Origin of the sequence: Crenobacter luteus (assembly GCF_004345725.1) — a bacterium.
Classification (GTDB): domain Bacteria; phylum Pseudomonadota; class Gammaproteobacteria; order Burkholderiales; family Chromobacteriaceae; genus Crenobacter; species Crenobacter luteus.
On record NZ_SLXG01000008.1, the window covers coordinates 12,940 to 37,707 of the forward strand.

A 24,768-nucleotide genomic window follows, 5' to 3' on the forward strand; every position below is an offset into this window, starting at 1 on the left:
ACATCAGCAGAGGAAACGGGATCGATCGGTTCGGCGGCCTCGCCCTAGCTTATGCAAGCGCCGTGCCAGCCCGGCGACGCGCCGCCGGGCACGAAAAAGCCCGCCCCGGGGAGCGGGCGGGCCGTTGCGGTGCACCATCGGCGTGCGGACGGCGGGTCGCCTGCACCAGCGCGCAGCATCAGCGTGGGCCGCCGGCCAGCCGCCACGGCGAGGCCGGCGCGAGGATGCCGAGCGCGTCGGCGACCTCCGCGTAGAGCGCAAAGCGGCCGACGCGACGCGCCAGCGCGTCGGCGTCGACCGACTCGGGCAGCCAGCCCCAGCGCCGCCACTCGTCGAGAAACCAGCGCGCGTCCGACCAGTACGGCGGGTTGACCGCGCCGCCGTCGTGGAACAGCAGCGGGTGAGGCTCGCGCCAGCGCCGGCCGCGTCCGTCGTCGTAGTCGCCGGCCAGCCGCGCCGCGATCGCGGCGGCCGGCAGGTCGAGGTAGTCGGGGCTGGCCAACAGCTCGGCCAACCTCGTCTTGTACGGCAGCGCGTCGAGCTCTCGGCAGGCGGCCAGCACCGTCGCGATCAGCGCGCGCGCGGCGTTCGGGTGCGCGTCGAGCCAGTCCTCGCGCACCGCCAGCACCTTCTCCGGGTGGTCGGGCCACACCGCCGGGCTGGTGGCGGCGGTAAAGCCGGCGCCTTGCGCGATCGCGACCGCGTGCCACGGCTCGCCGGCGCAGAAGCCGTCGATCGCGCCGGCCTTGAGCGCGTCGACCATCGCCGGCGGCGGCAGCGTCAGGATCTCGACGTCGCGCGTCGGGCTGATGTCGTGTTGCATCAGCCAGCGACGCAGCCACAAGGCGTGCGTGCCGCCCGGGTAGGTGTCGGCGAAGCGCGGCCGCGTGCGCGCGCGGCGCAGGTGGGCGGCGAGCGAGGCGCCGTCGCTGACGCCGGCCTCGGCCAGCCGGCTCGACAGCGTCACGCCCTGGCCGTTGCGGTTCAGCCCCATCAGGATCGACGTCGGCACGGCCGGGCCGGACAGGCCGAGCGTCATGTCGAACGGCAGCGTGTACAGCGCCTGCGCGGCGTCGAGCGCGCCGCTGGCGAGCCCCTCGGCCAACGCGCTCCACGACGGCTGGCGTTTGAGCTCCAGCGTCAGGCCGAAGCGGCGGTCGAGGCCGAGCACGACCGCGGCGACCAGCGGCGCGCAGTCGGTCAGCGGCAGGAAACCGACCGTCAGCCGCGTCGCCTCGGACGGCGCGAACGGCGAGACGGCGGGACGGGGGACGAGCAGGAAATCGGCGGTCATGGCGTTTCTTTCAGGACAGCAGTTGCGAGGCTTCGACGAGGCGACGCGCGACCTCGGCGACGCGCAGGCCCTGCTCCATCGCGCTCTTGCGCAGCAGCCGGTAGGCGGCGTCCTCCGAGAGACCGCGCTTGGCCATCAACAGGCCCTTGGCCTTGTCGATCCACTTGCGGTCGGCGAGCTGGCGGCGCGCGGCGTCGAGCTCGGCGCGCAGCCGCTGCTCCTCCTCGAAGCGCGCGATGGCGACGTCGAGCACCGGCGCGAGCCGCTCGGGCGCGAGGCCGTCGACGATGTAGGCGGTCACGCCGGCCCTGACCGCCGCGCGCATCACCGCCGGGTCGCGCTCGCCGGTGAACATCACGATCGGGCGCGGGCTCTCGGCGCTGACGGCGCACAGGCCGGCCAGCGCGTCGCGGCTGGGCGAGGCGGCGTCGACGATGATCACGTCCGGCGCGTGGCGCGCGACCGCGGCGGCGAGCGACAGCGCCGAACCGAGCTCGGCCACCACCTCGCAGCCGGCGGCGACGAGCGCGGCCGACAGCCGGTCGATGTGGATGGGCGTGTCGTGGATCAGAAGGACGCGGGTCATGGTTCTGCGGACGGGGTTGGCCGAGGGACAGTCCATTTCAAGCAAGCACCGTGCCCGGCTGCGCGAGGGGTTGCTCCGCGAGGGTTAACCTGACGCGCGGCCGCGCGACGCCCGCTGCTAGAATCGGCGGCTTTGAATACTGGCTATAAGGAATCGCTGATGAGACCGACTTCCCGTTCGGCCGCGCTGCTCCTCGGCCTCGCCCCGCTGGCCGCACGCGCGGCGGTCGACGGCGCGAGCCTCACGCTGCCGTGGGCGCTGCCGTTCGCCGGCCTTCTGCTGTCGATCGCGCTGATGCCGCTGCTGCTGCCGTCCGTCTGGCACCACCACTTCGGCAAGATCGCCGCCGGCTGGGCGCTGGCGCTGATCGTGCCGATGGGCGTCTCGCTCGGCTGGGGCACGGTCGCGCACGAACTGGCGCACACGCTGCTGTTCGAGTACCTGCCGTTCATCATCCTGCTGACCGCGCTGTTCACCGTCGCCGGCGGCATCTACCTGCGCGGCAACCTGCACGGCTCGCCGTGGACCAATACGCGCTTTCTGGCGGTCGGCACGCTCTTGGCGAGCTTCACCGGCACCACCGGCGCGGCGATGCTGCTGATCCGCCCGCTGTTGCGCGCCAACGACAACCGTCGCTACAAGACGCACGTGGTGGTGTTCTTCATCTTCCTGGTCGCCAACGTCGGCGGTTCGCTGACGCCGCTGGGCGACCCGCCGCTGTTCCTCGGCTTCCTCAAGGGCGTCAGCTTCGGCTGGACCTTCACCCACCTGCTGCCGTTCACGCTGTTCGCCAGCGCGCTGCTGCTGGTGGCCTTCTACGCGCTCGACCGCCACTTCTACCGCAAGGAGGAAGACCTGCCGCCGCTGCCTGACCCGACGCCCGACTCGCGCGTCACGCTCGAGGGCAAGGTCAACCTCGCCTTCCTGGCCGCCATCGTCGGTGCCGTACTGCTGTCGGGCACCTGGAAGCCGGGGGTCGCGGTGCCGGTGCTGGGCATGGAGCTCGAACTGCAGGATCTGGCGCGCGACGCGCTCTTGATCGCAATCACCGCCGCGTCGCTGGCGCTGACGCCGGGCCGCTGCCGCGCCGCCAACGCCTTCAACTGGGGACCGATGCTCGAAGTCGGCAAGCTGTTCGCCGGCATCTTCGCGACCATGATCCCGGTGCTGGCGATGCTCAAGGCCGCCCAGGCCGGCGCATTCGCGCCGCTGGTCGCGCAGGTCACCGACGCCTCCGGCGCGCCGATCGACATCGCCTACTTCTGGCTGACCGGCATCCTGTCGAGCTTCCTCGACAACGCGCCGACCTACCTGGTGTTCTTCAACCTCGCCGGCGGCGACGCGGCGCAGCTGATGAGCCACGGCGCGACGACGCTGGCGGCGATCTCGGTCGGCGCGGTGTTCATGGGCGCCAACAGCTATATCGGCAACGCGCCCAACTTCATGGTCAAGGCGATCGCCGAGGAACGCGGCGTCGCGATGCCGTCCTTCTTCGGCTACATCGCCTGGTCGGGCGCGGTGCTGATCCCGCTGTTCGTGCTGATGAGCTTCGTGTTCTTCTGAGCCCACGCCGGCAAGCCCGCGCGGCCATGAAAAAAGGCTCGGCCAACCTTTATAAGGTTGGCCGAGCCTTTTGGGCGCGCCGGATCAGATCCGGTAGCTCGCCGTCGTCATCAGCTTCGAGCTCAGCTTCATCAGCCCCTTGACCGGCGCCGGCAGCGGCGCCGCGCCGAGCGCGTGCGCGGTCTTGGCGTGTTCGGCTTCGTCGTCGCGCATCTGCGCCACGATCGCGCGGCTCTTGGCGTCGCCCTCGGGCAGCGACGCGAGGTGGCTGTCGAGGTGGGCGCCGACCTGGTGCTCGGTCTCCTCGAGAAAGCCGAGGTTCCACTTGTCGCCCAACAGGCCGGCGGCGACGCCGATCGCCAGCGAACCGGTGTACCACAGCGGGTTGAGCAGGCTGGGATGGCCGCCCAGCTCCCTGATGCGGCGCTCGGTCCACGCCAGGTGCTCCTCCTCCTCGATCGCCGCGTGGCGCAGCGCCTCGCGCGCGGCCGGGTCGCGCGCGGTCAGCGCCTGGCCCTGGTACAGCGCCTGCGCGCAGATCTCGCCGCAGTGGTTGACGCGCATCAGGCCGAGCGCGTGGCGCTTCTCGGCGTCGGTGAGCTCGGCCTCGGGCAGGTGCGCGTCCGGGTAGGGACGGCGGCTCGCCGCCGGCGCGAACAGCGTGCGTACGCCCTTGTCGAATTCGATGATCAGCTTGTCGAGCATCTTGTCGTCTCGTCGCAAAAGGATGGCAAACATTATACCCGCGCCGGCGCGCCGCGACCCGCCCGCCGCACGGCGGGCCGGCGCCGGACAGCGCCGCGCAAGCTGGTATAATCGTGAGGTTAACCGACCTCAACACCTAGCGAGAGGACTTAAGTCAATGAATCTGGAACGCATCGCCCCGGGCAAGGACATGCCGAACGACTTCAACGTCGTGATCGAAATCACCGCCAACAGCGCGCCGATCAAGTACGAATTCGACAAGGACTCGGGCGCGATCTTCGTCGACCGCTTCATGGGCACCTCGATGATGTACCCGGCCAACTACGGCTTCGTGCCGAACACGCTGGCCGGCGACGGCGACCCGGTCGACGTGCTGGTGGTGACCCCGTTCGGCCTGCCGCCGGGTGTGGTGGTACGCTGCCGCGCGCTGGGCCTGTTGAAGATGGAAGACGACGGCGGCGTCGACGCCAAGCTGGTCGCCGTCCCGGTCGAGAAGCTGTGCCCGATGTACAAGGACATCCAGAAGCTGGAAGACCTGCCGCAGCTCTTGCGCGACCAGATCGTCCACTTCTTCGAGCACTACAAGGACCTCGAAAAGGGCAAGTGGGTCAAGATCCAGGGCTGGGACGGCATCGACGCCGCCCGCGTCGAGCTCGAAGAAGGCGTCGCGCGCTTCAAGGCCTGATCGCGCCGCCACAGCAAGCCCGTCAAGCCGGTCCCGACGACCGGCTTTTTCGTGCGCACGGGCAGCGGCGCGGCGCCGGTGCGGCGGCCGGGCCGCTTCGCTTATACTACGCAGGCAAGATGACGGGGTGGCGACAAGGCCGCGCCCCGCCCGCCTGGCCGCACGGCGCGGCGGTGCCGATCCGCCGCCACGCCCGCCAGCCCCTCGCACACGACGCATAGTGGACATCGCCGCCCTGGGCCACGCGCCCCCTCTCCCCTGGATCCGGAACCGCCTCGCGGCCCGGGGCTATACGCTGGTCGGCGCCGACGCGACGCTGATGCCCGGCCAGCCCGACTGGCAGGGCCTCGCCGCTCCCGGCCTGCTGATCGACCTGGACCGACCGTCGCTCGAAACGGCGCGCTACCGCGCCGCGCTCGTGCGCGCGGTGCCGGCCGCCTACGTCGAGCTCGCCGGCGCCTGGCATCCGCTCGGCGAACACTACGGCTTCATGATGTGCGCCGCCGGCGACCAAACCGCGCTCGCCGCCGCTCGCCCGCTGCTCGACGCGCTCTCGCCGCTGCCGGGCGCCTGGCTCGCCGCCGGCCCGGCCGGCGCGGCCGGCTTCGTGCAGCGCTATCTCGACGCGCTCGCGCGCGCCTGCCTCACCCTGCCGCAGGACGCGTCGTTGCCGCTGCCCGACTGGCCGCGTCTCTTCGACGCGCAGCGCGCGTTGGCCGGCGAACTCGTCGCGCTATCGGATGCCTACTGGCGCAGCCTCGACGAAGCCGGACCGCCCGACGCCGCCCTGCTGGCCGAATTCGCCACGCCGCCGGCGCTGCAGGGCCACTACGCGCGCGCGCTGGCCGGCGCGACGCTGTACGCCTTCGGCGAGCGCGGGCTGTTGTGCGACGTGCTCGACCGGCTCTGGGGCCGGCAGGCGCCACCGCCCTGACCCCCCCCATCGGGCAGCCCACCCTGCCCGCGCCCTTCGCCCCCGAGCCGGCGCCGCCTCCCGTCACGCCAGCGCCGGACAAAAGAAAAAACGCCGCGACGAATCGCGGCGTTTCGGGAGGATCAGACTGGCTGTTTCAGGAGGCGAGTTCGCCGTTCTGACGGACGGTGCCGTCGACGCGCTCCCTCAGCTCCTTGCCGGCCTTGAAGTGCGGCACGTATTTCTCTGGCACGGAGACGCTCGAACCCGACTTCGGGTTGCGGCCGATGCGCGGCGGACGGTAGTTCAGATCGAAACTGCCGAAGCCGCGGATCTCGATCCGCTGCCCACGGGCCAGGCTGCTGGCCATCGCATCCAGGATGGTTTTGACGGCCAGCTCGGCGTCTTTGTAGACCAACTCGGAATCGCGCTCGGCAAGGCGGTCGGCCAGCCTCGCAATCAGCTCAGACTTGGTCATGACGCAACTTACTCGTTGTTGCCGCCGGACAGCTTGGCCTTCAGCAGCGCGCCCAGGCTGGTGGTGCCGGCGCTGACGTTGGCGTCGCTGGCAGCCGCGTGCGAACGCAGGGCGGCGCTTTCCTCGGCAGCGTCCTTGGCCTTGATCGACAGGCTGATGTTGCGCGACTTGCGGTCGACGGCGATGATCACCACCTCGACTTCGTCGCCGTCCTTCAGCACCGAGCGGGCGTCTTCGACGCGGTCGCGCGAGAGCTCGGAAGCACGCAGGTAGCCTTCGACGTCGCCGTCCAGCTGCACCACGGCGCCCTTGGCGTCGACGGTCTTCACGGTACCCTTGACCAGGGCGCCCTTGTCGTTCATCGCGACGTAGTTGTTGAACGGATCGCCTTCGAGCTGCTTGATGCCCAGCGAGATGCGCTCCTTCTCGACGTCGATCGACAGCACGACGGCCTCGACTTCGTCACCCTTCTTGAACTTGCGCACGGCCTCTTCGCCCGCGTCGCTCCACGACAGGTCGGACAGGTGCACCAGGCCGTCGATGCCGCCCGGCAGACCGACGAACACGCCGAAGTCGGTGATCGACTTGATCGCGCCGGTGATCTTGTCGCCCTTCTTGTAGTTGTCGGCGAATTCGTTCCACGGGTTGGCCAGGCACTGCTTCATGCCGAGGCTGATACGACGGCGGTCTTCGTCGATCTCGAGGATCATGACTTCGACTTCGTCGCCGACCTGAACCACCTTGGACGGGTGAACGTTCTTGTTGGTCCAGTCCATCTCGGACACGTGCACCAGGCCTTCGATGCCCTGCTCGATCTCGACGAACGCGCCGTAGTCGGTCAGGTTGGTCACCTTGCCGAACAGGCGGGTGCCCGACGGGTAGCGACGCGACAGGCCGATCCACGGATCTTCGCCGAGCTGCTTGAGGCCCAGCGAGACGCGGTTCTTCTCCTGGTCGAACTTGAGCACCTTGGCTTCGACTTCGTCACCGACGGCGAGCACTTCGCTCGGGTGCTTGACGCGGCGCCATGCCAGGTCGGTGATGTGCAGCAGGCCGTCGATGCCGCCCAGGTCGACGAACGCACCGTAGTCGGTGATGTTCTTGACGATGCCCTTGACCACGGCGCCTTCGCGCAGGGTTTCCAGCAGCGCCTTGCGCTCTTCGCCCAGGGTCTCTTCCAGCACGGCGCGGCGCGACACCACGACGTTGTTGCGCTTGCGGTCGAGCTTGATGACCTTGAACTCGATCTGCTTGCCTTCGTACGGGGTGGTGTCCTTCACCGGACGCACGTCGACCAGCGAACCCGGCAGGAAGGCGCGGATGCCGTTGACCATGACGGTCAGACCACCCTTGACCTTGCCACTGATCAGGCCGGACAGGATGCTGCCGGCTTCCAGGGCTTCTTCCAGCTCGATCCAGGCGGCCAGGCGCTTGGCTTTCTCGCGGGACAGTTTGGTTTCACCGTAGCCGTTTTCGATCGCGTCGATCGCAACGGTCACGAAGTCGCCGATGTTGACTTCGATTTCGCCCTTGTCGTTCTTGAACTCGTCGGCTGCGATGAGCGACTCGGACTTCAGGCCGGCGTTGACGGTCACGAAGTTGGAATCAACGGCCACGACTTCGGCGGTGATCACTTCGCCGGTGCGCATTTCCTGGCGGGAAAGGGACTCTTCGAAGAGTTCGGCGAAGTTTTCCATGGTAAAGGTCGTCATTAACAATAACTCGCGGTGCGCGCCCAAGGTCACGCTAGGTTGGTTGAGTACGGCCGCCCCTCCTTGGCGGGGCGGCGGATGGCATGGCGTTCAGCAGGGCGAACGAGAAAGCGACTGGTACCACGTCAGGACCGTTTCCACCGCTTGCTCGATGGAAAGGGCCGTGGTGTCCAGCCGCTGGGCATCCGGCTCCTGCCTGAGGGGGGCCACCGTCCGCGCCGCGTCGCGCGCGTCGCGGGCCTCGATGTCCTCCAGAATCTGCTGGAGGTTAGCAGATTCCCCCTTGTCGATCAACTGCTTATAGCGTCTTTGCGCCCTTTCGCCGGCGCTCGCGGTCAGGAAAATTTTCAGCGTAGCGTCGGGAAACACCACCGAGCCCATGTCGCGCCCGTCGGTGACGAGGCCGGGCGCTTCGCGAAAGGCGCGCTGGCGCGCCAGCAGCGCGGCGCGCACCGCCGGGTAGGCGGCGATCTTCGACGCGCCCATGCCGATCGCCTCGGAACGGATCTCGTCGCCGACGTCCTCGCCGAACAGGAACACGCGGTCGCCGTCGAAACGCGCCGGCAGTTCGGCGGCCAGCCCGGCCAACTCCGCCTCGTCGTCCCAGGAAATTTCCTCCTCGAGCGCCGCCAGCGCGGTCAGCCGGTACAGCGCGCCCGAGTCGAGGTAGTGGAAACCGAGCGCGGCGGCGACGCGCGCGGCGACGGTGCCCTTGCCCGAGGCCGACGGGCCGTCGATGGCGATGACGGGGATGGTCATGACTGGCGTCTCCATGAGGACGAATGCAAACCCCGGATTGTAACCGCTTGGGCACGGGGGGAGGTTGGCGATATGATTGACCGCTGATCGCCCATCCACAGAACACGACAATCCCGAGCCCCAACCAAGACATGGAAACCCTGGACCTCTCCCCCATCGCCCGCGTCGCCGGCAGCGTGAAGCTGCCCGGCTCGAAGAGCATCTCCAACCGCACCCTGCTGCTGGCCGCGCTGGCCGGCGGCACGACCCGGGTGCGCGACCTTCTCGATTCGGACGACGTGAGCCACATGCTGTCGGCGCTAGGCCTCCTCGGCGTGAAGATCGAGTCCCTGGGCGGGCGCGACTTCCTGGTCCACGGCGCCGGCGGCGCCTTCCCGGTCAAGAACGCCGACCTGTTTCTCGGCAACGCCGGCACCGCGTTCCGGCCGCTGACCGCCGCGCTGGCGCTGATGCACGGCCAGTACCGGCTGTCGGGCGTGCCGCGCATGCACGAGCGCCCGATCGGCGACCTGGTCGACGCGCTGCGCGAGGCCGGCGCCGACATCGCCTATCTGGGCAACGAAGGCTACCCGCCGCTGGCGATCGCGCCGGCCGAGGTGCGCGCCGGCAAGACCATCCCGGTCAAGGGCAACGTGTCGAGCCAGTTCCTCACCGCGCTCCTGATGGCGCTGCCCTTGACCGGCGAGGCGGTCACTATCGAGGTGGTCGGCGAGCTGATCTCCAAGCCCTACATCGAGATCACGCTGAACCTGATGGCGCGCTTCGGCGTCAAGGTCGAGCGCGAGGGCTGGCAGCGCTTCCACGTCGCCGGCGGCCAGGCCTACGTGTCGCCGGGCGAGATCATCGTCGAGGGCGACGCCAGCTCGGCGTCCTACTTCCTCGCCGCCGGCGCGATCGCCGGCGGGCCGGTGCGCGTCGAGGGCGTCGGCGCCGCCAGCATCCAGGGCGACGTGCGCTTCGCCGAGGCGCTGGCGGCGATCGGCGCGCGCGTCGGCTACGGCGACAACTGGATCGAGGTGTCGCGCGGCGACGCCGAAAAGCTGAAGGCCTTCGACCTCGACCTCAACCACATCCCGGACGCGGCGATGACGCTGGCTGTCGCCGCGCTGTTCGCCGACGGCCCGTGCACGCTGCGCAACATCGAGAGCTGGCGCGTCAAGGAGACCGACCGCCTCGCCGCGATGGCGATCGAGCTCAGGAAGGTCGGCGCGACGGTCGAGGAAGGCCAGGACTACCTGACCGTCACCCCGCCCGAGCGGCTGACCGGCGGCGCGGCGATCGACACCTACGACGACCACCGCATGGCGATGTGCTTCTCGCTGGTCGCGCTCGGCGGCGTGCCGGTCACCATCAACGACCCCAAGTGCGTCGCCAAGACCTTCCCCGACTACTTCGACGTGTTCGCGACGCTGGCGCGCTAAGCTCGGCCAACGTCGACCAAACGGCCCCGCCCCGGGGCCGTTTTTTTGTGCTCCGTCAGAAAAAGCACAACATATTGTGTTTTTTACTGAAGAAAACGCAAAATATCTGTTTGAACAAGGAGCACCCCATGAGCGATTTCGTCGCCGCGCGCCGCGACTTCATGCGCCGTTTCGATCTGCCCGCGCCGGCCTCGCCCCGCTTCGAGCCGGCCGCGCTGGCGCTGTGGTCGACGATGCTGACCGAGGAATGGGACGAATTCCGGCAGGCGCTCGCCGACTACGCAAGGTTGGCCGAAGCCGGCGGGGACGACGCGCGCCGGCGGCGCGCCGAGCTGGCCGCCGAGGGCGTCGACCTGATCAACGTGGTCATCGGGCTGCTGCTGTCGCAGGGCCTGCCCGTCGCGGCGATGTTCGATGCGATCCACGCCGCCAATCTCGCCAAGTGCGTCGACGGCCGCGTGCTGCGGCGCGCCGACGGCAAGATCCTGAAACCGGCCGGCTGGCAGGCGGCCGACAAGGAAGGCGTGATCGCCGCGGCCGAAGCCGGCGACCGACGTTGAAGCGGCGCGGCCGATTGGCTAGGCTGTCGGGTTCAAAAAACCACCAGAGACCGTCATGACCGCCCCCGCCCCGTCCCGGCCGCTCAACCGCCGGGACTACCAGACGCTGTCGCTCGCCGCGCTCGGCGGCGCGCTCGAGTTCTACGACTTCATCATCTTCGTCTTCTTCGCCGCGGTGATCGGCGAGCTGTTCTTCCCGCCCGACATGCCCGACTGGCTGCGCCAGTTCCAGACCTTCGGCATCTTCGCCGCCGGCTACCTGGCACGGCCTCTGGGCGGCATCGTGATGGCGCACTTCGGCGACCTGTTGGGCCGCAAGAAGATGTTCACGCTGAGCATCGTGCTGATGGCGCTGCCGACGCTGGCGATGGGTCTCTTGCCGACCTACGCCGCGATCGGCGTCGCCGCACCGCTGTTGCTGCTGGCGCTGCGCATCCTGCAGGGCGCGGCGATCGGCGGCGAGGTGCCGGGCGCCTGGGTGTTCGTCGCCGAGCATGTGCCGGCGCGCCACACCGGTTACGCCTGCGGCACGCTGACCTCGGGGCTGACCGCCGGCATCCTGCTCGGCTCGCTGGTCGCGACCTGGATCAACACCGCGTGGACGCCGGCCGAGATCCGCGACGGCGCGTGGCGGCTGCCCTTCATCCTCGGCGGCGCCTTCGGCCTGATCGCGATGTATTTGCGCCGCTGGCTGCACGAGACGCCGGTGTTCGCCGAGATGCAGGCGAAGAAGGCGCTCGCGGCCGAGCTGCCGCTCAAGACCGTGGTGCGCGAGCACCGGCGCGCGGTCGTCGTGTCGATGGCGCTGACCTGGCTCTTGTCGGCCGGCATCGTCGTCGTGATCCTGATGACGCCGACCTATCTGCAAAAGCAGTTCGCGATCGCGCCGGCGCTGTCGCTCAAGGCCAACAGCATCGCCATCGTCTGCCTGACCGTCGGCTGCGTGGTCGCCGGCCTCGCGATCGACCGCCTCGGCGCCGGTCGCACCTTCGTGTTCGGCAGCCTGCTGCTGGCGGCGTCGAGCTACGCGTTCTACGCCTCGCTCGGCGTCGCGCCGGCGCAGCTGTTCCCGCTCTACGCGCTGGCCGGCTTCGCGGTCGGCATCGTCGGCGCGGTGCCGTGGGTGATGGTGCGCGCCTTCCCGGCCGCGGTGCGCTTCTCGGGGCTGTCGTTCTCGTACAACCTCGCCTACGCGCTGTTCGGCGGGCTGACGCCGATGGTGGTCACGCTGATGCTGAAGTCCGACCCGCTGGCGCCGGCGCACTACGTGCTCGCGCTGTGCGCGCTCGGCGTCGCGCTCGGCGTCTACCTGTGGCGCAGCGAGCGACGCGGCTGGCTCAAGGCAGCCTGAGACCGCCCCGGCACGACAAAGCCCCGCAGCGGCGGGGCTTTTGGCATGGCGGGGCGGGGTTGGCCGAGCTCAGCGGCTCGCCTCGAAGCGCTCGTGCCACTTGACGCGCGCCTCGCGCGCCTCCTCGAACAGCCGCTCCATCGCCGCCGCGTCGGCGCTCTCGACCAGCGCGGTCAAGCGCGCCAGCGACGCCTGGTAGCTCGCCAACTCGTCGAGCAGCGCGGCGCGGTTGGCGAGCGCGATGTCGCGCCACATTTCCGGGTGGCTGCCGGCGATGCGGGTGAAGTCGCGAAAACCGGTGGCGGCGAAGTCGAAGTAGCGCTGCGCGTGGGCCTTGCCCGACACCATGTCGACGTAGGCGAAGGCGAGCAAATGCGGCAGGTGGCTGACAGCGGCGAACACCGCGTCGTGCTCCTCGGCGCTCATCGTCTCGACGCGCGCGCCGCAGGCGCGCCACAGCGCGTCGACGCGTTCGAGCACCTCGGGCCGCGTCTCGGGCAAGGGCGCGAGCACCACCTTGCGGTTGCGGTAAAGCCCGGCGCGCGCCGCCGTCGCGCCCGACTGGTCGGAACCGGCGATCGGGTGCGCCGGCACGCACCATTCGAGATGGCCCGGCAGGTGGGCACGGAACAGCGCGGTGACGTCGCTCTTGGTGCTGCCGGCGTCGGTGACGACGGTACCCGGTTTCAGGTACGGCGCCATCGCGTCGAACAGCCGCGCCATCTGGCCGACCGGCGTGGCGACCAGCACGATGTCGGCGTCGGCGACCGCCGCGATGTCGTGGCTGGACGCGTCGATCACGCCCAGTTCGAGCGCGGCGTCGAGGTTGGCCTTCGAGCGGCCGATGCCGATCACGCGGTCGACGAGGCCGGCCTCGCGCGCTGCCAGCGCGAAGGAGCCGCCGATCAGGCCGACGCCGACCACGGCGAGGGTGGATGGGGGGTGCGACACTGTATCCCTTCTTTCTTTTCTGCCCTGTCTCTTGTCGTCCAGGGTCGGAGCAAGCAAAGTGCACATGATAAGCCATCGCGCCGCCGCCGACGAAGCCAAGCGGTGCCGCCCGCCAGGAGGAAAACGATGACCGCCAGCCTCTACGTCTACTTCAAGGTGCCCGCCGGCGTCGCCGACGAGGTCGCGCGCCGCCTTTTCGCGCTGCAACGGCGCCTCGCCGCCGAGACCGGCGTCGCCGGGCGCCTCTGCCGCCGCCGCGACGACGAGAGCACCTGGATGGAGGTCTACGAGGGCGTCGCCGACCCCGACGGCTTTGCGGCGCACCGCGACGCGCTGTGGCGCGACGCCGACCTCGACGGCTTCGCGCTGGCCCCCCACCTCGAATGGTTCGCCCCGCTGGCCGCGCCACGAGCGCCGGACCGGCGCTGACCCTGCAACGGAGACACCCCATGCCGTACCTGCCCGAAGACCTCGCCGCCACGCTCGCCGCCAGGACGCCGACGCTGTGGCTCAACCCGCGCCTCGAACCCGCCGCCGCCGCGCTCGCCGCGCTGCCGGTCGGCGAGGCCGACGTCGCCGCCGCGCGCGAGCGCCTCGAACGTTGCGCGCCGCTCTTGGCGCGGCTGTTTCCGGAACTTGCCGCCAGCGCCGGCCTGATCGAGTCGCCGCTGCTGCCGGTGTCCGCCTTGGCCGAGGCGCTGTGCCCGCAAGGTCACCTGCTGATCAAGGCCGACCACGCGCTGCCGGTCGCCGGCTCGATCAAGGCGCGCGGCGGCATCCACGAGGTGCTCGAATTCGCCGAGACGCTGGCGCTCGAACAGGGCTGGATCGCGCCGGACGACGACAGGACGAGGTTGGCCGAGCCCGCCGTGCGCGAACGCTTCGCGCGCTACACCGTCGCGGTCGGCTCGACCGGCAACCTCGGCTTGTCGATCGGCATCATGGCCGCCGCGCTCGGCTTCAAGGCGGTGGTGCACATGTCGGCCGACGCCAAGCAGTGGAAGAAGGACAGACTGAGACGCCGCGGCGTGACCGTGGTCGAGCACAAAGGCCAGTACGGCGAGGCGGTCGCCGCCGGCCGCGCCGCGGCCGACGCCGACCCTTACGCCTACTTCGTCGACGACGAGCACTCGCTGCCGCTCCTGACCGGCTACGCGGTCGCCGCCGGCCGGCTCGCCGCGCAGCTGCGCGACGCGAATATCGCCGTCGACGCCGAGCACCCGCTGTTCGTCTACCTGCCGTGCGGCGTCGGCGGCGCGCCGGCCGGCATCGCGCTCGGCCTGAAGCAAGCCTTCGGCGACGCGGTCAACGTGTTCTTCGCCGAGCCGACCGCTTCGCCGTGCATGCTGGTGCAGTTGGCCAGCGGCGGGCTCGAGCCGGTCAGCGTCTACGACATCGGGCTCGACAACGTCACCGAGGCCGACGGCCTCGCGGTCGGCGCGGCGTCGCTGCTCGCCGCCGAGCTGATGGCGCCGCTATTGGCCGGCGTGTTCACCGTGCCCGACGAGGAGCTGTTCCGCGACGTGTACCGACTGCACAAAATGGAAAAGCTCGACATCGAACCGTCTGCCGCCGCCGGCTTTTCCGGCCCGCGCCGGCTGCTCGACTCCGCCGCCGGCCGCGCCTGGCTGGCCGCGCGGCATCTCGACGCCAAGCTCGACCAGGCGACGCATATCCTGTGGACCACCGGCGGCAGCTTCGTGCCGGCCGACGAGCACGCGCGCTTCCAGGCGCGCGGCGAGGCGCTGCTGGCCGGCTGAGCATGGTCCGGGCGACAAAAAAACGGGAGGCGACGCCTCCCGTTTTTTTGCGGTCATCCCGACGGCTCACGCCTTGTCGGCGGCCAGTTGCGGCACGCGGCCGCCGAGCTTGTCCAGCCACAGCGCGATCACGCCGTCGCCGGTGACGTTGCACGCGGTGCCGAAGCTGTCCTGCGCGAGGTAGAGCGCGATCATCAGCGCGAGGCTGGCCTCGGGGAAGTGCAGCATGCTGGCCAGGATGCCGAGCGCCGACATCACCGCGCCGCCGGGCGCGCCGGGCGCGGCGACCATGGTGACGCCGAGCATCAGCACGAAGGGCAGCATGGTCGCCCAGTCCGGGTCGGCCAGCGTCGGGTCCATCAGCATCACCGCGGTCGCGCAACTGACCAGCGTGATCGTCGAACCGGACAGGTGGATGGTCGCGCACAAAGGCATCGCGAAATCGGCGACCGGGCCGGACACCTTCAGCGCGCGCGCGCTTCGGAGTGCGACCGGGATGGTCGCCGCCGACGACATCGTGCCCAGCGCGGTGAAGTAGGCCGGCAGCATCGCGCGGATCAGCGCGAGCGGGTTGCGGCCGGTGGCCAGCCCGGTGAACAGGTAGAGCGCGGCCAGCCACGCCCAGTGCAGGCAGACCGCGAGCAAGAGCACGACGCCGAAGGTTTTGAGCGTGGCAAAGGCGCTGCCGTCGTACGCCATCTCGGCGAACACGCAGGCGATATAGGCCGGCAACAGCGGGATCAGCACGCGCGCGAGCACGCGCTCGACGATGTCCTTGCCCTGCCCGACCACCTTTTTCAATTCGGCAGCCCCGGTCACCGCGATCCCGGTCCCGAACACGAAGGCCAGCACCAGCGCCGTCATCACCTCCAGCGGCGGCTTGACGGCGAGCTGGAACAAGGGCGCGACCTCGGCCGGCTTGCTCGCGGCCTGCACGGCGGTATCGAGCAGTTGCGGCAGCAGCGCGCTGCCCGCCGCGAAGGCGACGCAGCCGGCGAGCACGGTCGAGCCGTAGGCGAGCGCGACCGTCAGGCCGAGCAGGCGGCCCGGAGCCCCGTCGAGCGAGGCGATGCCGTCCATGATGTAGAACACGATGATCAGCGGAATCAGAAAGCTGATGAACTGCCCCACCAGCATCTTGAAGGTCATCAGCGCCTCGACGGCGCCCAGCGGCAGCACCAGGCCGAGGATCAACCCGGCGGCCATGCCGACAACCAGTTTGAGTACGAGGTTCATCCCGTCTCTCCTGAGTCATAAAAGGGCGGAGTCTAGCAGCGGCGGCGCGTGGGACGAAGCGGGGGAAAACCCGCGAAAGCCGCGGAGAAAATCCGTAAAATCAGCCGCTTGCCGCGATCCGCGCGTTCAGCCGCGCGGCGAGTTCGAAGTCGCGCCAGCGCGCCTCGCCGCCGGCGTGGCGGTAGGCGGCCACCGGCCAGACGCCGATCAGCGAATTGGTCAGCAGCAGCGCGTCGGCGCCCAGCAAGTCGGCCTCGGCCAACCTTGTCTCGACGACGGCGAGGTCCAGCGCCGGCGCGGTGTCGATCAGCCAGGCGCGCAAGGCGCCGGCGACGCCGGCGCGATCGAGCGCGGGCGTATAAAGCGTGCCGTCCTTGAGCGCGAACAGATTGCTCATCGTCGCCTCGACCACCGTGCCGTCCGCGTCGAACAGCAGGCCCTCGTGCACGCCCGGTTCGGACCATTCGGAACGCGCCAGCACGTTCTCGAGCCGGTTCAGGTGTTTGGCGCCGGCCAAGGCAGGCTGGCGCGACAGCGTGAGTTCGCAGCGGCGCACCGTCACGCCGGCCGTATAGCGCTCGGCCGGGTAGCCGGCCCAGGCGCTGGCGGCGACGATGCGCGTCGGCGCGCAGTCCGCCGGCATCGCGTAGCCGCGTTGGCCGAGCCCGCGCGTCAGCGTGATCTTGCCGACCGCGCGCGCCAGCCCCGCCGCCGCCTCGGCGAGCTCGGCCAACAAGAGCGCCTCGTCGGGGCACGGCAGCTTGAGCTGCGCGCAGTCGGCGACCAGCCGCGCCCACTGCCAGCGCCACAGCCGCGGCGCGCCGTTCAGCAATTCAACCGTCCGGTAGACGCCGTCGCCGTAGGCCAGCCCCCTATCGAGCGCCGGGACGGTGTCGGCCGCGCGGCCGTCGATCAGCATCGCCATCGTCGTGCCCCGTGCGTGAATGCGAAGCTTGGCCGAGCCGCGCGCTTGCTCATTGCGCAACGCCGAGCGCGCGCAACAGGCCGCGCGCCTTGTGACGCGTTTCCATCAGCTCGCGCTCGGGGTCGGAGTCGGCGACGATGCCGGCGCCGGCGCGAAAACGCAGCCGGTTGCCTTCCTGCATGAAGGTGCGGATCAGGATGTTGAGGTCCATCGTGCCGTCGCGGTTGATGTAGCCGAGGCTGCCGGTGTAGGCGCGGCGCGGCGCGGTCTCCAGCTCGCGGATGATCTGCATGCAGCGCACCTTCGGGCAGCCGGTGATGGTGCCGCCGGGGAACAGCGCGCGCAGGATCTGCGCGGCGCTCACGCCCTCGGCCAACCTCGCGCGCACGTTCGATTCGATGTGGTGGACGAAGGCGTAGCTCTCGACCGCCATCAACTCGTTGACCTCGACCGTGCCCGGCACCGCGATGCGGCCGAGGTCGTTGCGCTCGAGGTCGATCAGCATCACGTGCTCGGCGCGCTCCTTGGCGCTGTCGATCAGCCTTTGCTTCAACGCGGCGTCCTCGACCGGGTCGGTCGAGCGCGGGTGGGTGCCGGCGATCGGCCGGGTGTCGACCCAGCCGTCGATCACGCGCACCAGCCGCTCGGGCGACGAGGAGACGATCTGGCAGTCGCCGAAGTGCGCCAACGCCGAGAACGGCGCCGGGTTGGCGCGGCGCAGCGCGGCGTAGAGGTCGGGCGCCGCGACCTGCTCGGCCAAGGTAGCCTCCCAGCCACGCGACACGTTGACCTGGAACACGTCGCCGTCGCGGATGTAGCGCTTGATCTTGACTACCGCGTCGGTGAAGGCGGTCGGCTCGTCCTCGCCGATCGCCACGAGTTCGACCGGGCGCGCCGCGAAGGCCGGCGCCTCGGCCAAGCTCGCGGCCAGTTCGGCCAGCTGCGCGGCGGTCTCGGCGACCGCCCACGCTTCGCCATCCGCGCGGTTCACCAGCACGCCGGCCGGCACGCGCGCGAGCACCGCGAGCGGAAAGTCGTCCGGCAGCGCGGCCGGCACCGAGGGCTCAAAGCTCGACAACAGGTCGTAGCCGGCGAACACGAACCAGCCGCCGGTGAACGGCAGGCGGTGCGGGTTGTCGACCGGCTCGCACCCGATCGCGGCGAGGTCGGCGACGAAGGCGCTCCCCTCGTCGCCCGCGTAGCGGCGCATCTCGCTCGGCAGCGCGAGCAGCATGTCCCAGCCCTTGTCGCCGGACGATTGCAGCAGGAAGGGGAAGCGCGCGGGGTCGTGCGCGGCGAGCGCGACGAGGTCGGGCGCGTGGTCGAGACGGTGGCTGTGCATGGGGCGCTCGGGCAAGAAAAAACCGCTGCGAGTGTAACGCAGCGGTTCGGGGTGTCAATGCGGGGGCCCGGCCGGGGGAGAACCCTCGCGCGGGCGCGCCGCTTATTTGACCTGCTTGAACACCAGCGTGCCGTTGGTGCCGCCGAAACCGAACGAGTTCGAGATGGCGACGCGGATCGGCATCTCGCGCGCGGTGTTGGCGACGTAGTCGAGGTCGCAACCGCCGGCGATGTCCTGCTCGAACAGGTTGATGGTCGGCGGCGACACCTGGTTATAGAGCGCCAGGATCGAGTACACCGCCTCGACGCCGCCGGCGCCGCCCAACAGGTGGCCGGTCATCGACTTGGTCGAATTGACCACCAGCTTCTTGGCGTGGTCGCCGAAGGCGATCTTCAGCGCGTTGGTTTCGTTGGCGTCGCCCAGCGGCGTCGAGGTGCCGTGCGCGTTGACGTAGTCGACCTCGTCGGCGTTGACGCCGGCGTCCCTGAGCGCGTTGGCCACGCCGCGGGCCGGGCCCTCGGCGTTCGGCGCGGTGATGTGGTGCGCGTCGGAGCTCATGCCGAAACCGGCCAGCTCGGCGTAGATGCGCGCGCCGCGCTTGACCGCGTGTTCGTATTCCTCGAGCACCAGCACGCCGGCGCCCTCGCCCATCACGAAGCCGTCGCGGCCGGTGTCCCACGGGCGGGACGAGGTAGCCGGGTCGTCGTTGCGGGTCGACAGCGCCTTCATCGCGGCGAAGCCGCCGATGCCGAGGCGCGAGATCGCGCCCTCGGCGCCGCCGGCCACCATCACGTCGGCGTCGCCGTACTGGATGATGCGCGCCGCGTCGCCGATGCTGTGCGCGCCGGTGGTGCAGGCCGACACGATGCCGTAGGTCGGGCCCTGGTAGCCCTTGAGGATGGACACGTGGCCGGCGATCAGGTTGATCAGCGAGCCGGGGATGAAGAACGGACCGATCTTGCGCGGGCCGCCGGCGCGCAGGTCGCCGTCGGTTTCCTCGATCAGCGGCAGGCCGCCGATGCCGGAGCCGATGTTGACGCCGACGCGGGTCTTGTCGAGGTTCGCGACGTCGTCGAGGCCGGCGTCGCCGATCGCCTGCAAGGCGGCGGCGATGCCGTAATGGATGAACACGTCCATGCGGCGCGCATCCTTGGCCGAGATGTACTGACCGATGTCGAAGTCTTTCACTTCGCCGGCGATCTGGCAGGCCAGATCGCTCGCGTCGAAACGGGTGATCTTGCCGATGCCGCTCTGGCCGGCCAGCAGATTGGCCCAGCCGGTGGCGACGTCGTTACCCACCGGGGACACATGACCGAGACCGGTCACTACGACTCTGCGTTTGGACACAGCGATTTCTCCGTGATCTGTAAAGCGGGGTCACAGTATGGCACACCATCATGCACCGGCTGTGACAGCGGGCGAAACGCGCCGGCGTTCAAACGGCCGTTTCGAATCCCGATTGCAAAAAGACCCCTGCCCGTGCGCGAGCACGGCGGCAGAGGCCCTGGGATACCTGAGGAATTACTTGTTCAGGTGGGCGGAGACGTAGTCGATCGCCTGCTGAACGGAGGTGATCTTCTCGGCTTCTTCGTCCGGGATCTCGCACTCGAATTCTTCTTCGAGGGCCATCACCAGCTCGACGGTGTCAAGGGAGTCTGCGCCGAGGTCGTCGACGAACGACGATTCGTTCTTCACTTCGGCTTCGTTCACGCCCAGCTGCTCGGCAACGATTTTCTTGACACGCGCTTCGATGTTTTCCATGAGGAACCCTTTACCTTATCTGTCGGGATTTCAAACCCCGCCATTCTACAAAAAAAATCCCGGATAGCCTACTTGGCCACGTCGGATTGTCTTACCAGAAGATCAGAACACCACAACCGGCCGCCCGCGGGCGGCCGGGAAAGCCTTACGGCATCAGCATCCCGCCGTTGACGTGCAGCGTCTGGCCGGTGATGTAGGCCGCGCGGTCGGAGGCGAGGAAGGCCACCGCGTCGGCGATGTCCTTGGCGTCGCCGAGGCGACCGAGCGCGATCTGGCCGACCAGCGCCTCGCGCTGCGCCTCGGGCAGCGCACGGGTCATATCGGTGTCGATGAAGCCCGGCGCGACGCAGTTGACGGTGATGCCGCGGCTGCCGACCTCGCGCGCCATCGACTTCGAGAAGCCGATGATGGCGGCCTTGGCGGCGGCGTAGTTGCACTGGCCCGGGTTACCGGACACGCCGACCACCGACGCGATATTGATGATGCGACCCGAACGCGCCTTCATCATGCCGCGCAGCACGGCCTTGGACGCCTTGAACACCGACTTCAGGTTGGTGTCCATGATCGCGTCCCAGTCCTCGTCCTTCATGCGCATCAACAGCGTGTCGCGCGTGATGCCGGCGTTGTTGACGAGCACGGCGACGGCGCCGAATTCCTTCTCGATCGCCTCGACCAGCGCCTCGATCGCGCCGCCCTGGCCGACGTCGAGCACGCGGCCGGCGCCGCCACGGGCGGCCAGACGCTCGTTGATCGCCGCCGCGCCGGCCTCGCTGGTCGCGGTGCCGATCACGACCGCACCGTCGGCCGCGAGGGCGTCGGCGATAGCGGCGCCGATGCCGCGGCTGGCGCCGGTCACCAGCGCCACTTTTCCTTGCAGACTCATCCGCTTGTTCTCCGTTTGCTCTAGAAGGTTGGCCGAGCCTCGGCCAAGCCCTGGGATTCGATCAGGCCGTCAGTTCGGCGCGGGCGGCTTCGAGTGCGGCGGCGTCGGTCAACGCGACGCACTTGACGTTGCCGTCGATACGCTTGGCCAGACCGGCCAGCACCTTGCCCGGGCCGCATTCGGCCATCTGCACGATGCCGGCCGCCGCGAGGGTCTGGATGGTTTCGGTCCAGCGCACCGGGCTGTAGAGCTGGCGCACCAGCGCGTCGCGGATCTGCGCCGGGTCGGCGTAGCCCTCGACGTCGGCGTTGTGCAGCACGGTCATGGCAGGCGCCTTGATCTCGATCGATTCGAGCGCGGCGGCCAGCTTGTCGGCGGCCGGCTTCATCAGCGCGCAGTGCGACGGCACCGACACCGGCAGCGGCAGCGCGCGCTTGGCGCCACGCGCCTTGCAGATTTCCATCGCGCGTTCGACGGCGGCCTTGGCGCCGGCGATCACCACCTGGCCGGGCGAATTGAAGTTGACCGGCTCGACCACTTCGCCCTGCGCGGCTTCGGCGCACGCGGCGCGGATGTCGTCGTCGGACAGGTTGAGGATGGCGGCCATCGCGCCCTGCCCCGCCGGCACCGCCGACTGCATCGCCTCAGCCCTGAGGCGGACGAGCTTGACCGCGTCGGCGAAGGCGAGGCTGCCGGCGGCGACCAGCGCGCTGTATTCGCCGAGGCTGTGGCCGGCGACGGCGGCAGGCAGCGCGCCACCGGTTTCGAGCCAGGCGCGGTAAGTCGCGACGCCGGCGGCCAGCATCAAGGGCTGGGTGTTGACGGTGGCGTTGATCGCGTCGGCCGTCTCGGCCTGCAGCATCGCCCACAGGTCTTCGCCGAGCGCGGCGGACGCTTCGTCGAAGGTCGCCTTGACGACGGGCAGGTCGGCGAAGCCGTCCATCATCTTCAGGCCCTGCGAGCCCTGGCCGGGAAAGAGGAAAGCAAAAGCCATCAATCGTCTCCTTGATCGGGGGCGGTTTGGCGCGCGCGCGCCGCCCACAGGAGGCGGCGCGCGCGGTAGAAAAGAAGGGGACTCAGAAGCGCAGCAGCACCGCGCCCCAGCTCATGCCGCCGCCGATACCCTCGAGCAGCACGGTCTGACCGCGCTGGATGCGGCCGTCCTGCACCGCGGCGTCGAGCGCCAGCGGGATCGACGCCGCCGAGGTGTTGCCCTGCTCGGGCAGCGTGACGACGACGCGCTCCATCGGCAGGCCGAGGTGCTTGGCGGTCGACTCGATGATGCGCACGTTGGCCTGGTGCGGCACCAGCCAGTCGAGCTCGCTCTTGTCGACGCCGGCCTCGGCCAACGTTTTCTCGGCGATGTCGGCCAGCGCCTTGACGGCAAACTTGAACACCGCCGGGCCGTCCATGTGCAGAAACGGCGTGCCGGCGACCTTGCCGTCGGCGATCTGCGCCGGCGTGTTCAGGATGTGCTGGTAGCGGCCGTCGGCGGCCAGCTTGGCGCGCAGCACGCCCGGTTCGTCGGACGCGCCCAGCACCACGGCGCCGGCGCCGTCGCCGAACAGCACGCAGGTGCGGCGATCCTCCCAGTCGAGGAGGCGGGTCAGCGTCTCGGCGCCGATCACCAGCACCGTCTTGGCGAGGCCGCTCTGGATGTGGCCGTTGGCGGTCGCCAGCGCGTAGACGAAGCCGGCGCACACCGCCTGCACGTCGAAGGCGGCGCAACCGGGGATGCCGAGCTTGTCCTGCACGATGCAGGCGGTGCTCGGGAACACCATGTCCGGCGTAGTCGTCGCGACGATGATCATGTCGACCGCGCTCTTGTCGACGCCGGCGTTCGCCAGCGCCTTCTCGGCGGCGCGCACCGCGAGATCGCTGGTCTTGTCGGCGGCGTCGGCGACGCGGCGTTCGCGGATGCCGGTGCGGCTGACGATCCAGTCGTCGCTGGTGTCGACGCGCTCGGCCAGCGCCGCGTTGCTCAGGATGTGGTCCGGCAGGTAGCTGCCGGTGCCCAGGATGCGGGAATAGGTCATGGCGGGTTCAGTGTGTCTCCACCGTGTCGGGCCGCTTGAGATTATCGATATGGCGCGCGACCCGGTCGGCAATATGACCAATCACGTCGGAGCGGGCCTCCTCGTAGGCCTGCTCCAGCGCGAAGCGGAAGCCCAGCGCGTCGGTGCCGCCGTGGCTCTTGACCACGATACCACGCAAACCCAACAAGCTGGCGCCGTTGTAGCGGCGGGAGTCGGTACGCGCCTTGAAACGCTTGAGCACCGGCATCGCCGCCAGCGCGCACAGGCGCGTCCACCAGCTGCGGGTGAACTCCTCGCGCAGGAAGGCGGCGATCATGTGCGCCAGCCCCTCCGAGGTCTTGAGCGCGACGTTGCCGGTGAAACCGTCGGTCACGACGACGTCGACGGTACCCTTGTAGATGTCGTTGCCCTCGACGTTGCCGTAGTAGTTGAGCCCGGAATCCTTGAGCAGTTCGCCGGCAAGCTTGGCCGTCTGGTTGCCCTTGATGTCTTCCGAGCCGATGTTCAGCAACCCGACGCTGGGATTGGCCTTCAGGCCGAGCGCGGCGACCAGCTCGGCACCCATGATGCCGAACTGCAGCAGCTGCTCCGGCGTGCAATCGACGTTCGCGCCCAGGTCGAGCACGCAGCTGGTGCCCTTCATATTGGGCATCATCTTGGCGATCGCCGGGCGGTCGATACCGGGCAGGGTCTTGAGCACGAAGCGGGCGGTCGCCATCAGGGCGCCGGTGTTGCCGGCCGACACCGCGGCCTGCGCCGCGCCGTCCTTGACCTGATTGATCGCCACGCGCATCGACGAATCCTTCTTGTTCTTGAGCGCGAGCTGCGGCGCCTCGTCCATGCCGACCACTTCGGCGGCGTGCTGGACGCGAATGCGTTCGAGCGGGGCGTTCGATGCCTTCAGCATGGCTTCGATAGCCACGGCATCGCCCACCAGAATCAGGTTGACGTCGGAATGCTGGGAGAGGAATTGGATGGACGCCGGGACGGTGACCTTGAGGCCAACGTCACCGCCCATGGCGTCAACCGCGACGGTGATGCTCATCAACGTATGCGGTAGAGAATCTACCTACCTGGTTATTTGCGATTGGGGTGGCAGGTGATCGGGAGGGTCGGGCTTATTCGCCCTTGGCCTTCACCACTTTGCGGCCGCGGTAGAAACCGTTCGGGCTGATGTGGTGACGCAGGTGGGTTTCGCCGGTGGTCGGCTCCTTGGCCAGCGCCGGGGCGGTCAGGAAGTCGTGCGCACGGTGCATGCCACGCTTGGACGGGGATTTTTTGTTCTGTTGAACGGCCATGATGGACTCCTAAATTTGGGTCAAACGGTTAATGGGTCTGGTTCTTCTTGAGCGTGGCCAACACCGCGAACGGGTTGGGCTTGTCCACCTTCACGGAGCCCAGCACGTCCCGTTCGCACGTCTCGTGCTTGGGCGACACCGGCAGACCCATGATGATTTCGTCCTCGATCAGCGCCATCACGTCGAGTTCCGCTTCCGCCATGACGGCGTCCAGGTTCTCGTCGGCCTCCACCGCGTCCTCGAGCTTCTGCTCGTCGGTGAAGAAGGTGATCTGCGAGACCAGCTCCAAGGCCTCGACCATCGGCTCCAGACAGCGCTGACACAGCACCGTCACCTCGCCCTCGATGCGGATCGAAAGACGGGGGCGCTGCAGCTTGTCGACGCTGCCGGCAAGCGTGTAGCGCAGCGTGCCGCGGGTATCGGCCAGGGCTTCGAGCGCGCGCTCACCCAGCGTGGCCACGGCCACGTCGCCGGATAGCGCGCCGCCTTCGCGGGCGAACGCGAGCGGATCGATCAAAATCGGTTCAGACATAAACCGTGGATGATATA

General features: G+C 69.3%; 26 protein-coding genes. 8 read left to right on the top strand and 18 right to left on the bottom strand.

Annotation, left to right across the window (positions count from 1 at the left end):
* Window positions 1-178: 178 nt before the first annotated feature.
* Both EV683_RS06490 and EV683_RS06495 read right to left on the bottom strand, forming a co-directional pair.
* Window positions 179-1,294, bottom strand: a complete 1,116-nt coding sequence (locus tag EV683_RS06490; RefSeq protein ID WP_131862244.1) for a CmpA/NrtA family ABC transporter substrate-binding protein — start codon at window positions 1,292-1,294, stop codon at window positions 179-181.
* 10 nt (window positions 1,295-1,304) lie between these two features.
* Window positions 1,305-1,880 carry an ANTAR domain-containing response regulator gene (locus tag EV683_RS06495; RefSeq protein WP_066611516.1) on the bottom strand — a complete coding sequence of 192 codons (576 nt, stop codon included), beginning with the start codon at window positions 1,878-1,880 and terminating at the stop codon, window positions 1,305-1,307.
* A gap of 159 nt (window positions 1,881-2,039) precedes the next feature.
* Between EV683_RS06495 and EV683_RS06500 the strand changes: the two genes are divergently transcribed.
* Window positions 2,040-3,443 (top strand): sodium:proton antiporter, encoded by a 1,404-nt coding sequence (locus EV683_RS06500; RefSeq protein WP_066611518.1) that lies wholly within the window; start codon window positions 2,040-2,042, stop codon window positions 3,441-3,443.
* Between the two features lie 84 nt (window positions 3,444-3,527).
* Here EV683_RS06500 and coq7 read toward each other — a convergent pair whose 3' ends face one another.
* The gene (gene coq7 / locus EV683_RS06505) at window positions 3,528-4,148 is read right to left on the bottom strand and encodes a 2-polyprenyl-3-methyl-6-methoxy-1,4-benzoquinone monooxygenase (RefSeq protein WP_066611520.1); all 621 of its coding nucleotides are present in this window, start codon (window positions 4,146-4,148) and stop codon (window positions 3,528-3,530) included.
* Window positions 4,149-4,305: 157 nt separating this feature from the next.
* On the opposite strand from coq7, the gene ppa reads away from it, so the two are divergent.
* Window positions 4,306-4,833: an inorganic diphosphatase gene (gene ppa / locus EV683_RS06510; protein WP_066611521.1), complete on the top strand. Its 528-nt coding sequence runs from the start codon at window positions 4,306-4,308 to the stop codon at window positions 4,831-4,833.
* A 220-nt stretch (window positions 4,834-5,053) separates the two neighbouring features.
* Entirely contained in the window at window positions 5,054-5,767 is a 714-nt protein-coding gene (locus EV683_RS06515) for a hypothetical protein (protein ID WP_131862245.1), read from the top strand.
* 136 nt (window positions 5,768-5,903) lie between these two features.
* On the opposite strand, the gene EV683_RS06520 is transcribed toward EV683_RS06515, so the two are convergent.
* The 3 genes from EV683_RS06520 to cmk form a co-directional block, all read right to left on the bottom strand.
* On the bottom strand, window positions 5,904-6,224 hold the full coding sequence (locus tag EV683_RS06520) for an integration host factor subunit beta (protein ID WP_066611525.1): 321 nt from the start codon (window positions 6,222-6,224) through the stop codon (window positions 5,904-5,906).
* An 8-nt stretch (window positions 6,225-6,232) separates the two neighbouring features.
* Entirely contained in the window at window positions 6,233-7,921 is a 1,689-nt protein-coding gene (gene rpsA, locus EV683_RS06525) for a 30S ribosomal protein S1 (protein ID WP_066612090.1), read from the bottom strand.
* Window positions 7,922-8,026: 105 nt separating this feature from the next.
* Entirely contained in the window at window positions 8,027-8,695 is a 669-nt protein-coding gene (gene cmk, locus EV683_RS06530) for a (d)CMP kinase (protein WP_131862246.1), read from the bottom strand.
* A gap of 131 nt (window positions 8,696-8,826) precedes the next feature.
* On the opposite strand from cmk, the gene aroA reads away from it, so the two are divergent.
* The 3 genes from aroA (at window position 8,827) to EV683_RS06545 (ending at window position 12,027) form a co-directional block, all read left to right on the top strand.
* Window positions 8,827-10,116, top strand: a complete 1,290-nt coding sequence (gene aroA, locus EV683_RS06535; protein WP_131862247.1) for a 3-phosphoshikimate 1-carboxyvinyltransferase — start codon at window positions 8,827-8,829, stop codon at window positions 10,114-10,116.
* A gap of 128 nt (window positions 10,117-10,244) precedes the next feature.
* A complete protein-coding gene (locus tag EV683_RS06540) occupies window positions 10,245-10,676 on the top strand; it encodes a nucleoside triphosphate pyrophosphohydrolase family protein (protein ID WP_131862248.1) in 432 nt (143 codons plus the stop codon).
* Between the two features lie 55 nt (window positions 10,677-10,731).
* Entirely contained in the window at window positions 10,732-12,027 is a 1,296-nt protein-coding gene (locus EV683_RS06545) for an MFS transporter (RefSeq protein WP_131862249.1), read from the top strand.
* A 69-nt stretch (window positions 12,028-12,096) separates the two neighbouring features.
* Here the strand turns inward: EV683_RS06545 and EV683_RS06550 are convergent, their stop codons facing one another.
* A complete protein-coding gene (locus EV683_RS06550; RefSeq protein ID WP_066611539.1) occupies window positions 12,097-12,978 on the bottom strand; it encodes a prephenate dehydrogenase in 882 nt (293 codons plus the stop codon).
* A gap of 126 nt (window positions 12,979-13,104) precedes the next feature.
* Here EV683_RS06550 and EV683_RS06555 point away from each other — a divergent pair, with 126 nt between their 5' ends.
* Window positions 13,105-13,407 carry a DUF4936 family protein gene (locus tag EV683_RS06555; RefSeq protein WP_131862251.1) on the top strand — a complete coding sequence of 101 codons (303 nt, stop codon included), beginning with the start codon at window positions 13,105-13,107 and terminating at the stop codon, window positions 13,405-13,407.
* 20 nt (window positions 13,408-13,427) lie between these two features.
* Window positions 13,428-14,738 (top strand): D-serine ammonia-lyase, encoded by a 1,311-nt coding sequence (locus EV683_RS06560; protein ID WP_131862252.1) that lies wholly within the window; start codon window positions 13,428-13,430, stop codon window positions 14,736-14,738.
* A gap of 66 nt (window positions 14,739-14,804) precedes the next feature.
* Here EV683_RS06560 and EV683_RS06565 read toward each other — a convergent pair whose 3' ends face one another.
* The 11 genes from EV683_RS06565 to EV683_RS06615 form a co-directional block, all read right to left on the bottom strand.
* The gene (locus tag EV683_RS06565) at window positions 14,805-15,974 is read right to left on the bottom strand and encodes a dicarboxylate/amino acid:cation symporter (RefSeq protein WP_066611542.1); all 1,170 of its coding nucleotides are present in this window, start codon (window positions 15,972-15,974) and stop codon (window positions 14,805-14,807) included.
* Window positions 15,975-16,074: 100 nt separating this feature from the next.
* Complete coding sequence (gene pabC / locus EV683_RS06570) at window positions 16,075-16,899, bottom strand: aminodeoxychorismate lyase (RefSeq protein WP_131862253.1); 825 nt, start codon at window positions 16,897-16,899, stop codon at window positions 16,075-16,077.
* Between the two features lie 49 nt (window positions 16,900-16,948).
* A complete protein-coding gene (locus tag EV683_RS06575; protein WP_131862254.1) occupies window positions 16,949-18,241 on the bottom strand; it encodes an aminodeoxychorismate synthase component I in 1,293 nt (430 codons plus the stop codon).
* A gap of 102 nt (window positions 18,242-18,343) precedes the next feature.
* On the bottom strand, window positions 18,344-19,588 hold the full coding sequence (gene fabF / locus EV683_RS06580) for a beta-ketoacyl-ACP synthase II (RefSeq protein ID WP_066611546.1): 1,245 nt from the start codon (window positions 19,586-19,588) through the stop codon (window positions 18,344-18,346).
* 174 nt (window positions 19,589-19,762) lie between these two features.
* Window positions 19,763-20,002 (bottom strand): acyl carrier protein, encoded by a 240-nt coding sequence (gene acpP / locus EV683_RS06585; RefSeq protein ID WP_066611547.1) that lies wholly within the window; start codon window positions 20,000-20,002, stop codon window positions 19,763-19,765.
* Window positions 20,003-20,147: 145 nt separating this feature from the next.
* Window positions 20,148-20,885, bottom strand: coding sequence for a 3-oxoacyl-ACP reductase FabG (gene fabG / locus EV683_RS06590; protein ID WP_131862255.1), 738 nt, complete (start codon window positions 20,883-20,885; stop codon window positions 20,148-20,150).
* A gap of 61 nt (window positions 20,886-20,946) precedes the next feature.
* On the bottom strand, window positions 20,947-21,879 hold the full coding sequence (gene fabD, locus EV683_RS06595) for an ACP S-malonyltransferase (RefSeq protein ID WP_131862256.1): 933 nt from the start codon (window positions 21,877-21,879) through the stop codon (window positions 20,947-20,949).
* An 82-nt stretch (window positions 21,880-21,961) separates the two neighbouring features.
* Window positions 21,962-22,921, bottom strand: a complete 960-nt coding sequence (locus EV683_RS06600; RefSeq protein WP_066611551.1) for a beta-ketoacyl-ACP synthase III — start codon at window positions 22,919-22,921, stop codon at window positions 21,962-21,964.
* A 7-nt stretch (window positions 22,922-22,928) separates the two neighbouring features.
* Complete coding sequence (gene plsX, locus EV683_RS06605) at window positions 22,929-23,966, bottom strand: phosphate acyltransferase PlsX (RefSeq protein ID WP_066611552.1); 1,038 nt, start codon at window positions 23,964-23,966, stop codon at window positions 22,929-22,931.
* Window positions 23,967-24,039: 73 nt separating this feature from the next.
* Window positions 24,040-24,219, bottom strand: coding sequence for a 50S ribosomal protein L32 (gene rpmF, locus EV683_RS06610; protein ID WP_066611554.1), 180 nt, complete (start codon window positions 24,217-24,219; stop codon window positions 24,040-24,042).
* A gap of 28 nt (window positions 24,220-24,247) precedes the next feature.
* Window positions 24,248-24,736, bottom strand: a complete 489-nt coding sequence (locus EV683_RS06615; protein WP_243694733.1) for a YceD family protein — start codon at window positions 24,734-24,736, stop codon at window positions 24,248-24,250.
* Between the last annotated feature and the right edge of the window lie 32 nt (window positions 24,737-24,768).